Raw genomic sequence first — 12,788 nt, 5'->3', positions numbered from 1 at the left:
CGTGCCGTCCCCCGTGCGTCGGGCTGGCGGCCTCGTGTTGGTCGTAAGTGGAGGTGCCCCGTGCTGGGTCCCGTGATTCTCGCCGCGTCGCGCAGTGACCGGATGCGTCGCCTGGTCTCGGCCGCGCCCGTGACCAGGCCGGTCGTCGACCGGTTCATCCCCGGCGAGACGGTCGACCAGATCGTGCCGATCGTCCGGGACCTCACCGGTCAGGGCCTGGAGCTGACGATGGACGTCGTCGGTGAGGACATCACCACCCCCGCGCAGGCCGAGGCCGCCCGCGACGCCTACCTGGAGCTGATCGACCGGCTGGGACCGCTGGGGCTCGGCACCCGCGCCGAGATGTCGGTGAAGCTCTCCATGTTCGGCCAGGCCCTCCCGTCGCCCACCACCGCCCGCGACGGAGGGTCCCGTGGACCCGCGGCAGCGTTCCACGACGGCCACGAGCTGGCCCTGAGGAACGTCCGCCCGGTCGTCGAGGCCGCCGCCGCGATCGGCACCACGGTCACGCTCGACGCCGAGGACCACACCACCCTCGACTCGATGTTCGCCATTCACGAGGAGCTGCGGAAGGACTTCCCGCAGACCGGCTGCGTCATCCAGGCCTACCTCTTCCGCACCGAGGCCGACGCGCGCCGGCTCGCCGGCAACGGCTCTCGCGTACGGTTGGTGAAGGGCGCCTACAAGGAGCCCGCCGAGGTCGCGTACCAGCAGCGCCACGAGACCGACAAGGCGTACGTGCGCATCCTGCGGACGCTGATGGAGGGCGAGGGCTACCCGATGATCGGGTCCCACGACCCGCGTCTGATCTCCATCGCGCAGGAGCTGGCCCGCACCGCCGGGCGCAAGCTCGACGAGTACGAGTTCCAGATGCTGTACGGCATCCGCGGCGACGAGCACCTGCGGCTGGCCGCCGAGGGCCACCGCATGCGCGTCTACACCGCCTACGGCACCGACTGGTACGGCTACTTCATGCGCCGTCTGGCGGAGAAGCCGGCCAACCTCCGGTTCTTCGCCCGCTCGATGGTCACCAAGGGCTGAGCCCGCACCCGCTCGCACAACCCGCTCAGTTAAAGGAGTTACGGAACCCATGGACGCTGTGACCCAGGTCCCCACCCCCGTCAACGAGCCGGTGCACGGCTACGCGCCCGGCTCGCCCGAGCGTGCCCGTCTGGAGGCCAAGCTCAGGGAACTGGCCGACAACCCGATCGACCTGCCCTGCACCATCGGCGGCGTGCGGCGGATGGGTGGTGGCGAGCGCTTCGACGTCGTGCAGCCGCACAACCACAAGGCGCGCCTGGGCACCTCCGCGAACGCCACCCAGCAGGACGCCCAGGACGCGATCGACGCCGCCCTGGCCGCCGCCCCCGCGTGGCGCGCGATGTCCTTCGACGACCGTGCGGCGATCATCCTGCGCGCCGCCGAGCTGCTGTCCGGCCCGTGGCGCGAGACCATCGCCGCCTCCACCATGCTCGGCCAGTCCAAGACGGCCCAGCAGGCCGAGATCGACAGCCCCTGCGAGCTGGTCGACTTCTGGCGCTTCAACGTCCACTACGCGCGGAACATCCTCGCCGAGCAGCCCCCGGCCAACTCGCCGGGCGTGTGGAACCGCCTGGACCACCGCCCGCTGGAGGGCTTCGTCTACGCGATCACGCCCTTCAACTTCAGCGCGATCGCGGCCAACCTGCCCACCGCCCCGGCCCTGATGGGCAACGTGGTGGTCTGGAAGCCGTCCCCGACGCAGACCCACGCCGCCGTGCTGCTGATGCGGCTGCTGGAGGAGGCCGGGCTGCCCAAGGGCGTCATCAACCTCGTCACCGGCGACGGCATCGCGGTCTCCGAGGTCGCCCTGGAGCACCGCGACCTCGCGGGCATCCACTTCACCGGCTCGACCCCGACCTTCCAGCACCTGTGGAAGACGGTCGGCAACAACATCGCCAAGTACCGCACCTACCCGCGCCTGGTCGGCGAGACGGGCGGCAAGGACTTCCTGGTCGCCCACCCGAGCGCCGACCGCGCCGTGCTGAAGACCGCCCTGACCCGCGGTGCCTTCGAGTACCAGGGCCAGAAGTGCAGCGCCACCTCCCGCGCGTACATCCCGGCGTCCATCTGGAACGACGGCTTCAAGGAGGAGTTCGCCGCCGAGGTCGACTACCTCACCATGGGTGACGTCACCGACCTGTCGAACTTCATGGGCGCCGTCATCGACGAGCGGTCCTTCGCCAAGAACAAGGCCGCGATCGACCGCGCCAAGGCGGACGACACCTGCACGATCGTCGCGGGCGGCTCCTACGACGACTCGGTCGGCTACTTCGTGCGCCCGACGGTCGTCGAGTGCTCCGACCCGGAGAACGAGGTGTTCCGCACCGAGTACTTCGGCCCGTTCCTCGCCGTGCACGTCTACGACGACAGCAAGGCCGACGCGTACGACGAGATGCTGACCCAGATGGAGTCCGTCTCCGACTACGCCCTCACCGGCTCGGTCATCTCGGGCGACCGCGCCGCGGCGGCGTACACGATGGAGAAGCTGCGCTACGCGGCCGGCAACTTCTACATCAACGACAAGTCGACCGGTGCCGTGGTCGGCCAGCAGCCCTTCGGCGGCGGCCGTGCCTCCGGCACCAACGACAAGGCCGGCGCCCCGCAGAACCTGATGCGCTGGACCCTGACCCGCGCCATCAAGGAGACGCTGGTCGCGCCGACCGACTACACCTACCCGCACATGGGCTGACATCCGCTCCGCGCCGCACGGGCCAGGTCCCTCCCGGACCTGGCCCGTCCGCGTGTCCGGCCGCGCGCCGCCCGGGCCCTCGGGGACCCCGCCCCCGCCCCGCCCTCGACGGCGACTTCGCCGACGCGGACCAGGCGTGGGCCCGGCGGGGATCTCGCGGGGATCCGGCGCGGACCCAGCGTGGGCCCGGAGTGGGCCGGAGGGGACCGGAAGCGCGCCCTCGGCGGCGTGCACGCGCTCGGGACGGGGCCGTGCCGGAGGCATCACCGCAGGTCGCAGCCGTGTGACCCAGTGCACCGTCTCAGATAGTAGGAAGTCCGAGTAATGGTGGAGACAGACGCTCCGCACTCCCTTACTTTTGTAGAAGCCGAACGTCCCGCTCGATCGAGTGGAGGGCGGTCGTGAGCCGGGCCCGTGCAGGCAACCCCTGCGACACCGCGCCTCCCGCCCCTTCCGGCCTGTCGCGATCCCCTTTCTCCGCACTTCCGTGTGCTGTGCCGAAGGAGCCGATTCCCATGGCCGAGACCACCGTCCGCCGCCGAGTCCGCCACCTCTCCCCTGCCGGTGACTCCGACCGCAAGAACGCCGCGGCCGCACTCCAGCGCGCCCTCGACCGCCGGGACAACGGCGGCTCCACCGGTCACTGACCGGGGCGCGCACCGGAGGCGTCCGCATGCCGGACGCCTCATGTCATCCCGTGGGACGAGGAGTAGGGTGCTGCGCATGTCGGCAAGCTCTCGCATCCTCAATCTCGCAGTGATTCCCGGTGACGGCATCGGCCAGGAGGTCGTGGCCGAGGGTCTCAAGGTCCTCTCCGCCGTCCTTCCGCAGGATGTGAAGCTGGAGACCAAGGAGTTCGACTTCGGCGCCCGGCGCTACCACGCCACCGGTGAGACCCTCACCGACGCCGACCTCGACGCCCTCAAGGCCCACGACGCCATCCTCCTCGGCGCGATCGGTGACCCCTCGGTGCCGTCCGGCGTGCTGGAGCGCGGCTTCCTGCTCAAGCTCCGCTTCGCCTTCGACCACCACGTGAACCTGCGGCCGTCGAAACTCCTGCCGGGTGTCGCCACCCCGCTCGCCGGCCAGCCGGAGATCGACTTCGTCGTCGTCCGCGAGGGCACCGAAGGTCCGTACACGGGCAACGGCGGCACCATCCGCAAGGGCACCGAGCACGAGGTCGCCACCGAGGTCTCGGTCAACACGGCCTTCGGTGTCGAGCGCGTCGTCCGCGACGCCTTCGCCCGCGCGCAGGCCCGCCCGCGCAAGAAGCTGGCGCTGATCCACAAGAACAACGTGCTGACCTTCGCCGGTCACCTGTGGACCAACGTCTTCCACAAGGTGGCCGCGGAGTACCCCGAGGTCACCACCGAGTACATGCACGTCGACGCGGCGACGATCTACCTCGTCACCCAGCCCGAGCGCTTCGACGTGATCGTCACCGACAACCTCTTCGGCGACATCATCACCGACCTCGCCGCAGCCGTCTCCGGTGGCATCGGCGTCGCCGCGAGCGGGAACATCAACCCCGCCGGCGACTTCCCCTCGATGTTCGAGCCGGTGCACGGTTCCGCGCCCGACATCGCCGGCCAGGGCAAGGCCGACCCCACCGCCACGGTCCTGTCCGTCGCCCTGCTGCTGCGCCACGTCGGCCACGACGCCGAGGCGAACCGGATCGAGGACGCGGTCTCCGCCGACCTCGGCGAGCGCGCCGGCAAGCCCGCCCGCTCCACCTCGGAGATCGGCGACGCGCTCGCCGTACGAGTAGCCGGCTGACCCGCCGCGCCACTCGATCGAATCCCTTTCGAAGCCGCCGGGTCCGGAAACAAGGCGCCCGGCGGCTTTCTCCTGCGTCCGCCAGGTGCGACCATCGAACCCTGGACCGCATTCACCCCGTTTCACCCGTCGCCACCCGCGCGCGATAATCGAACGCGAAGCCGCGACATGAGGGAATGCTCGGACGTCCTGGCACCGGCCACCGGCCGTACGGGCGTGACAGCGGCCCGTCATAATCAAACCGGTGAAGGACATCAACCCATGACGACGCCCACGATCGAGCTCAAGCCCTCCGCCACGCCGCTCGCCGACGCCGAGCGCGAGGCGATTCTGGCCGCCCCCGGGTTCGGCCGCCACTTCACCGACCACATGATGACGGTCAAGTGGACCGAGGGCCGCGGCTGGCACGACGGACAGCTCGTCCCGTACGGTCCGCTCTCCCTCGACCCGGCCACCATGGTCCTCCACTACGCGCAGGAGATCTTCGAGGGGCTGAAGGCCTACCGGCGGCCCGACGGTTCCGTCGCCACCTTCCGCCCGGAGAAGAACGCCCAGCGCTTCCAGGCCTCCGCGCGCCGGCTCGGCATGCCGGAGCTGCCCGAGGAGACGTTCGTCGAGGCGTGCGACGCGCTGGTGCGGCAGGACGAGAGGTGGGTCCCGGCACACGGCGGCGAGGAGTCCCTCTACCTGCGCCCCTTCATGATCGCGACCGAGGTCGGCCTGGGGGTGAAGCCGGCGAACGAGTACCTCTTCCTGGTCATCGCCTCCCCGGCCGGCGCCTACTTCCCGGGCGGCGTCAAGCCCGTCTCCATCTGGGTCTCCGAGGACCGTGTCCGCGCCGTCCCCGGCGGCATGGGCGACGCCAAGACCGGCGGCAACTACGCCGCGTCCCTGCTCGCGCAGGCCGAGGCCGCCGCCAAGGGCTGCGACCAGGTCTGCTACCTGGACGCGGTCGAGCACCAGTGGGTCGAGGAACTCGGCGGCATGAACCTGTACTTCGTGTACGGGAACAGGATTGTCACCCCGTCCCTCACCGGCTCCATCCTGGAGGGCGTCACCCGTGACTCCCTGCTCACCGTCGCCCGCGACCTCGGCTACGAGGCCGAGGAGGGCCGGATCTCGGTGGAGCAGTGGCAGCGCGACTCGGAGAACGGCTCCCTCACCGAGGTCTTCGCCTGCGGTACGGCCGCCGTGATCACGCCGGTCGGCACGGTCAAGCGCGCCGGTGCGCAGTGGCGGCAGGGCGGGGGCGAGACCGGCGAGGTCACGCTGCGGCTGCGCCAGGCCCTGCTGGACATCCAGCGGGGCACCGCCGAGGACCGGCACGGGTGGATGCACCGGCTGGTCTGAGACACCTGGGGGCGGCGCCGGCCTCGCCGGACGCTCCGTCCCCGCGATCCCCGGCCCACGCCCGCCCGCCGCTCGGCCCGCAGACCCGCCGGCCCGGGGAGCGGGCCCGGCCGGACCCGCACCGGGTGCCGTCACCGCGACGGCACCCGGAGTGCACAGCAGGTACACCACCCCGCCGACCGGCCTCGACGGCAGGGAGCCGCAGTCCGCCCCGCCGGTGAACGCCGGCAGCGGACCTCGGTACGAGGGCAGTGACACGGCCGGCACACCGACGACCGCGCCCGCCGCCCAGGCCGCCCTGGCCGGGACGTTCCCGCCGGCCCGGCACCAGTGGGCGCCGTCCCGGGCCCGGCGGTTGAAGATCTGGAGCGCGTCGGCGTCGTGCACGCCGCCGCAGTGGACGACGCCGGTCACGCCGAGGCAGAGGTTCGAGCCCAGCAGGATTGTGACGAGGCCCTTGGGCCCATGATGCGCTCCTCCTCGGGGCCGGTGTCGATCGCGCGCTGTTCCCCCGGCAGGGCCGCCCCCCTCGACGGTTGCCCAGCTTTTAGAGCAACGTTCCATGTGACGTCAGTCAAGTCTGTCCGTCTATCTTCCCCTCTCGTGAGATCTCCGATTAGAGTGCTGCTCTAATACGCGGAAGGCAAGGAGGTGCCGCGTCGTGAGACTGACTCCCACCGAACGTGACCGGCTGCTGCTCTTCGGGGCGGCGGAGCTGGCCCGGGCCCGCCGTGCCCGGGGGCTCAGGCTGAACGTGCCGGAGGCGACCGCGCTGATCGCCGACACGGTGTGCGAGGCCGCCCGCGACGGCGCCCGGCTCGCGGAGGCGATCGAGCGTGCCCGGTCCGTACTGGGCCCCGACGACGTGCTGCCCGGTGTCGCGGACGTGGTCACCGAGGTGCACGTGGAGGCCGTCTTCGACGACGGGTCCCGGCTCGCGGTGGTCCCCGACCCGGTCGGGGGCGGACTGGGGGAGGAGGCGCCCGGCGCCCTGCTGCCCGGACCCGACCACGCCGAGCCAGAGGCGGCGGTGCGCCTCCCGGTCACCAACACCGCGACCGTGCCCGTCTCCGTGACCTCCCACTTCCACTTCTTCGAGGCCAACCCCCGTCTGGACTTCGACCGCGGGCGGGCCTACGGCATGCGCCTGGCCGTCCCGGCCGGCTCCTCGGTGCGTTTCGGCCCCGGGGAGAGCGCCGAGGTGGGCCTCGTCCCCATCGGCGGGCGGCGGATCGCGGTCGGCTTCGCCGGACTCGTCGACGGACCGCTGGACGCGCCGGGAGCCGAGGAGGAGGCCCTGCGGCGAGCCGCGGCCTGCGGATACCTGGGCGTCGTACGGGGAGCGCCGGAAGGAGGCGGGCGATGAGCCGCTCGAAGGGACGCGAGATCAGCGAGTCGGTCCACGTCGACCCCCACGCCTACGCCGCCGCACACGGCCCCCGCGCCGGGGACCGCATGCGGCTCGGCGACTCGGGTCTCGTCGTCCGCGTCGAGTCCGACAGCCAGCTGCCCGGCGACGAGTTCCTCGCCGGATTCGGCAAGACCGCCCGCGACGGACTCCACCTCAAGGCCGCCGCCGTCCGTGAGACCTGCGATGTCGTCATCAGCAACGTCGTCGTGATCGACGCGGCCCAGGGCATCCGCAAGGTGTCGATCGGCATCCGCGAGGGGCGCATCCACGCCATCGGGCGGGCCGGGAACCCGGACACTCTCGACGGGGTCGACGTCGTGGTCGGCACGGGCACGTCCATCGTGTCCGGCGAAGGCCTCATCGCCACCGCCGGAGCCGTCGACACCCATGTCCACCTGCTCTCCCCGCGCGTCATGGAGGCGTCGCTCGCGTCCGGCGTGACGACGGTCGTCGGGCAGGAGTTCGGCCCGGTGTGGGGCGTCGGCGTCAACTCGCCCTGGGCGCTGAAGCACGCCTTCGGCGCCTTCGACGCCTGGCCCGTCAACATCGGCTTCCTGGCCCGGGGCTCGTCCTCCCAGCCGGCACCGCTGGTCGAGGCGCTGGCCGAGGGCGGCGCGAGCGGCTTCAAGGTGCACGAGGACATGGGCGCCCACACCCGCGCCCTCGACACCGCGCTGCGCGTCGCCGAGGAGTACGACGTCCAGGTCGCCCTGCACAGCGACGGCCTGAACGAGTGCCTCTCCGTGGAGGACACCCTCAGCGTCCTGGAGGGCCGCACCATCCACGCCTTCCACATCGAGGGCTGCGGCGGCGGACACGTCCCCAACGTGCTGAAGATGGCCGGCGTCCCCCACGTCATCGGCTCCTCCACCAATCCCACCCTGCCCTTCGGCCGGGACGCGGTCGCCGAGCACTACGGCATGATCGTCTCGGTCCACGGCCTCAAGACCGACCTGCCGGGCGACGCCGCCCTGGCCCGCGACCGCATCCGCGCCGGGACCATGGGCGCCGAGGACGTGCTGCACGACCTGGGCGCGATCGGCATCACCTCCTCCGACGCGCAGGGCATGGGCCGGGCCGGCGAGACGGTCCGCCGCACCTTCGCCATGGCCGGGAAGATGAAGGCCGAGTTCGGCGCCCCGGACGACGACCACGACAACGAACGCGTCCTGCGCTACATGGCGAAGCTGACCATCAACCCCGCCGTCGCTCACGGTCTCTCGCACGAGGTCGGCTCGATCGAGGCCGGCAAGCTCGCCGACATCGTCCTGTGGCGCCCGGAGTACTTCGGCGCCAAGCCGCAGCTCGTCCTCAAGTCGGGCTTCCCGGCGTACGGCGTGGTCGGCGACCCGAACGCGGCCACCGACACCTGCGAACCCCTGGTCCTCGGCCCCCAGTTCGGCGCGCACGGCGCCACGCCGGCCGACCTCTCCGTGGCCTTCGTCGCACAGGCCGCCCTCGACCAGGGCGGTGACACGATGCCGACCCGCCGCCGCCGGGTCGCGGTGCGCGGCACCCGCGGCATCGGACCGGCCGACCTGCGCCTGAACTCCCGTACCGGGCAGGTCGACGTCGACCGGCGCACCGGCCTGGTCACCCTCGACGGCGAACCGCTGCGCTCGGAACCGGCCGAGTCGGTCTCCCTCAACCGCCTGTACTTCCTGTGACGGACCCGAAGGACCCCTTGATGAACACGCCCGCCGCCGAAGGCTTCCGCATGCCCCCCGAATGGGCCCCGCACGAGCGCACCTGGATGGCGTGGCCGGGCCCCAACCCCACCTTCGGGAGCCCGCAGGAGCTGGCGGCCGCCCGCACCGCCTGGGCGTCCGTCGCCCGCGCGGTGCGTCGCTTCGAGCCGGTGACGGTGGTGTGCGGACCGGGGCAGTCGGCCGGCGCGCGGGCCCTGCTGGGCGAGGGGATCGAGACGGTCGAACGCGAGCTGGACGACGCCTGGATGCGCGACATCGGCCCCACCTTCGTCACCGACGGCAACGAGCTGGCGGCCGTCGACTGGACCTTCAACGGCTGGGGCGCCCAGGACTGGGCCCGCTGGGAGCACGACGCGGGGATCGGCGCGTTCGTCGCCGGCCTCGCGGGCGCCCGGACGTACCCGTCGGCGCTGGTCAACGAGGGCGGCGGCATCCACGTGGACGGCGAGGGCACCGTCCTGCTCACCGAGACCGTGCAGCTCGGCCCGGAGCGCAACCCCGGCTGGACGAAGGAGCGGGCCGAGGCGGAGGTCCACGCCCACCTCGGCACCGGCAAGGCGATCTGGCTGCCGCGCGGCCTGACCTCCGACTACCCCCCGTACGGCTTCGGGACCCTCGGCCACGTCGACATCGTCGCCGCCTTCGCCGCACCCGGTGTCGTCGTCGCCCACCACCAGCCCGACCCGGCCCACCCCGACCACGAGGTGACCCGGGAGGCCATCGGCATCCTGCGGTCCGCCACCGACGCCCGGGGCCGCCGCCTGGAGGTCGTCGAGGTGCCCGCCCCGACCGTGCTGGAGGCCGACGGCCACTGGGCCGACTACTCCTACATCAACCACTACCTCTGCAACGGGGGCGTGGTGCTCTGCGGGTTCGACGACCCGCGGGACGAGGTCGCCGCCGGCATCTTCCGCCGGCTCCACCCGCGGCGGACGGTGACCCTGGTCGACGCGCGTACGATCTTCGCGGGTGGTGGAGGCATCCACTGCATCACGCAGCAGCAGCCGAGGGTCTAGGAGCAGCGACATGGCCGGTGGAGGGCGCAGGCAGGCCCCGCCGCGCGAGGACGTCCTCGCCACCGCCATGGAGATGATCGCCGAGCGCGGTCTGGAGAAGCTCACCATGGCGGCGCTCGGCCGCGAGGTCGGCATGAGCAGCGGCCACCTCCTCTACTACTTCCACTCCAAGGACGAGCTGCTGCTGCGCACCCTGGAGTGGAGCGAGGGCCGCCTCGGCGTCGCACGCGGCCGGCTGCTCACCCGGCCGGGAACGGCCCGCGAACGCCTCGACGCCTACGTCGACCTGTACGTCCCCGAGGGCCACCGCGACCCGCACTGGACGCTGTGGCTGGAGGTCTGGAACCGCTCGCAGAACGCGGACGACGACGCCCGCGACCGGCAGGCCGCGATCGAGGGTGCCTGGCACCGCGACCTGGTCGCGCTGCTCGCCGAGGGCATCTCGCACGGGGAGTTCCGCTCCGTCGACGCCGACCGCTTCGCGTTCCGGCTGCGCGCCCTGCTGGACGGCTTGGCCATCCACGTGGCGATCGGGCTGCGGGGCACGGACCGGGCGCAGGTGCTCGGCCACGTACGCGAGTTCCTGGCGGACGGCCTCTTCGTACCCGCCTGAGGCCGCCGGGCCCCCGAGCGTCTGCGGTGCAGCGTCAGCCGGCTGCGTTCGACGGCCCGCTGTTCGGTGCCCGCGCGACCGGCCTCGCGTTCGCCGCCGACCCCCCGCCCCGGGCGGCGACGGCAACGTCGGGTCCGGCACCCTCGTCCCCCGCCACCTGCGGTGATGCCCGCTCCCGGACGGATGTCGCCCGCATCCTGAGACGGCAGGTGAGCCCGGGGGCGGACTGTGCCAGACTCCCCCCGTGCTCTCGTTCGCCATGATTATTGGCAGCAGGCGCGCCGGTCCGCAGTGACCACCACGTACGACCAGGTACGGGTGGACACCGTCGTCCTCGACCCGCGCGCAGACCTCTCGCACCCGCGAGGGGTTTTTCGTTTTCCTGGCCCACCTCCAGCCGGGAAGAGAGCGCGAGGGATCATAGATGGACGGTGGAGCCGGTCATTCCGGTTGACCGAGATCCCCTACAGGAGCCTTCAGATCATGACCGCACCCAGCGAACTCGACGATTCGTTCCACGTCTTCGACACCACCCTGCGCGACGGCGCACAGCGCGAGGGCATCAACCTCACGGTCGCGGACAAGCTGGCCATCGCACGGCACCTGGACGACTTCGGCGTGGGCTACATCGAGGGCGGCTGGCCCGGCGCCAACCCGCGGGACACCGAGTTCTTCGCCCGCGCCCAGCGGGAGATCGACTTCACGCACGCCCGGCTGGTGGCCTTCGGCTCCACCCGCCGCGCCGGTACCACCGCCGCCCAGGACCACCAGGTCAAGGCGCTGCTGGAGTCCGGCGCCCAGGTCGTCACCCTGGTCGCCAAGTCCCACGACCGGCACGTCGAGCTGGCCCTGCGCACCACGCTCGACGAGAACCTGGCGATGGTCGCCGACACCGTCTCCTTCCTGAAGGAGCAGGGCCGCCGCGTCTTCGTCGACTGCGAGCACTTCTTCGACGGCTACCGCGCCAACCCCGAGTACGCGAAGGCCGTCGTCCGCGCCGCCTCGGACGCGGGCGCCGACGTGGTCATCCTGTGCGACACCAACGGCGGCATGCTCCCGGCGCAGATCCAGGCCGTGGTCGCCACGGTGCTGGCCGACACCGGCGCCCGGCTCGGCATCCACGCCCAGGACGACACCGGCTGCGCCGTCGCCAACACCCTCGCCGCGGTCGACGCGGGCGCCACCCACGTCCAGTGCACGGCGAACGGCTACGGCGAGCGCGTGGGCAACGCCAACCTGTTCCCGGTGGTGGCCGCCCTGGAGTTGAAGTACGGCAAGAAGGTGCTGCCCGAGGGGCGGCTGCGCGAGATGACGCGCATCTCCCACGCCATCGCCGAGGTCGTCAACCTCACCCCCTCCACCCACCAGCCCTACGTCGGCGTCTCCGCCTTCGCGCACAAGGCCGGCCTGCACGCCTCCGCGATCAAGGTCGATCCGGACCTGTACCAGCACATCGACCCCGAGCTGGTCGGCAACACCATGCGGATGCTGGTCTCCGACATGGCCGGCCGCGCCTCCGTCGAGCTCAAGGGCAAGGAACTCGGCATCGACCTCGGCGGCGACCGCGAGCTGGTCGGCCGGGTCGTGGAGCGGGTCAAGGAACGCGAGCTGGCCGGCTACACGTACGAGGCGGCGGACGCGAGCTTCGAACTGCTGCTGCGCGCGGAGGCCGAGGGCAGCCGCCTGACCTACTTCGACGTCGAGTCCTGGCGCGCGATCACCGAGGACCGCCCCGACGGCACCCACGCCAACGAGGCCACGGTGAAGCTCTGGTCCAAGGGCGAGCGGATCGTCGCCACGGCGGAGGGCAACGGACCGGTCAACGCCCTGGACCGCGCCCTGCGCGTCGCCCTGGAGCGGACCTACCCGGAGCTGGCCAAGCTCGACCTGGTCGACTACAAGGTCCGCATCCTGGAGGGCGTGCACGGCACCCAGTCCACGACCAGGGTCCTCATCTCCACGAGCGACGGGACGGGCGAGTGGTCCACGGTGGGCGTCGGGGAGAACGTCATCGCCGCTTCGTGGCAGGCACTGGAGGACGCGTACACGTACGGGCTGCTGCGGGCCGGGGTCGCACCCGCCGGGTGAGCCGGAGGTCCGGCCGGCCGGCCCGTCCGCACCGATCTCCCGTCGAAGGCTCATACTGATGTCTTATTGAGTCCGATTCGGGTACTTTCGAACG

Annotated in this window: 10 protein-coding genes; all 10 read left to right on the top strand. The window is 71.8% G+C overall.

Features of this window, described 5'->3' with window-relative positions; all coding sequences use genetic code 11:
• Positions 1–60 precede the first annotated feature (60 nt).
• The 10 genes from ACVV2G_RS20160 to cimA all read left to right on the top strand — a co-directional run bounded on the left by ACVV2G_RS20160 (position 61) and on the right by cimA (position 12,694).
• The gene (locus ACVV2G_RS20160) at positions 61–1,041 is read left to right on the top strand and encodes a proline dehydrogenase family protein (RefSeq protein ID WP_453844119.1); all 981 of its coding nucleotides are present in this window, start codon (positions 61–63) and stop codon (positions 1,039–1,041) included.
• 49 nt (positions 1,042–1,090) lie between these two features.
• Positions 1,091–2,731 (top strand): L-glutamate gamma-semialdehyde dehydrogenase, encoded by a 1,641-nt coding sequence (pruA, locus tag ACVV2G_RS20155; RefSeq protein WP_453844118.1) that lies wholly within the window; start codon positions 1,091–1,093, stop codon positions 2,729–2,731.
• Between the two features lie 515 nt (positions 2,732–3,246).
• Complete coding sequence (locus ACVV2G_RS20150) at positions 3,247–3,378, top strand: hypothetical protein (RefSeq protein ID WP_453844117.1); 132 nt, start codon at positions 3,247–3,249, stop codon at positions 3,376–3,378.
• Positions 3,379–3,454: 76 nt separating this feature from the next.
• Positions 3,455–4,507: a 3-isopropylmalate dehydrogenase gene (locus ACVV2G_RS20145; RefSeq protein ID WP_453844116.1), complete on the top strand. Its 1,053-nt coding sequence runs from the start codon at positions 3,455–3,457 to the stop codon at positions 4,505–4,507.
• Positions 4,508–4,768: 261 nt separating this feature from the next.
• A complete protein-coding gene (locus ACVV2G_RS20140; protein ID WP_453844115.1) occupies positions 4,769–5,857 on the top strand; it encodes a branched-chain amino acid aminotransferase in 1,089 nt (362 codons plus the stop codon).
• Positions 5,858–6,518: 661 nt separating this feature from the next.
• Positions 6,519–7,223, top strand: a complete 705-nt coding sequence (gene ureA, locus ACVV2G_RS20135; RefSeq protein ID WP_453844114.1) for an urease subunit gamma — start codon at positions 6,519–6,521, stop codon at positions 7,221–7,223.
• On the top strand, positions 7,220–8,935 hold the full coding sequence (locus ACVV2G_RS20130) for an urease subunit alpha (RefSeq protein ID WP_453844113.1): 1,716 nt from the start codon (positions 7,220–7,222) through the stop codon (positions 8,933–8,935). Before ureA ends, ACVV2G_RS20130 begins: the two co-directional genes overlap by 4 nt.
• A 20-nt stretch (positions 8,936–8,955) precedes the next feature.
• Positions 8,956–9,993 carry an agmatine deiminase family protein gene (locus ACVV2G_RS20125; protein WP_453844112.1) on the top strand — a complete coding sequence of 346 codons (1,038 nt, stop codon included), beginning with the start codon at positions 8,956–8,958 and terminating at the stop codon, positions 9,991–9,993.
• Between the two features lie 10 nt (positions 9,994–10,003).
• Entirely contained in the window at positions 10,004–10,606 is a 603-nt protein-coding gene (locus tag ACVV2G_RS20120) for a TetR/AcrR family transcriptional regulator (protein WP_453844111.1), read from the top strand.
• Positions 10,607–11,089: 483 nt separating this feature from the next.
• A complete protein-coding gene (gene cimA, locus ACVV2G_RS20115) occupies positions 11,090–12,694 on the top strand; it encodes a citramalate synthase (RefSeq protein ID WP_453844110.1) in 1,605 nt (534 codons plus the stop codon).
• Positions 12,695–12,788 lie beyond the last annotated feature (94 nt).

It is taken from the genome of Streptomyces sp. JK94, assembly GCF_053613315.1.
Note: the sequence above shows the minus strand (reverse complement) of the source record. Positions and strands in the feature narration are given on the sequence as shown.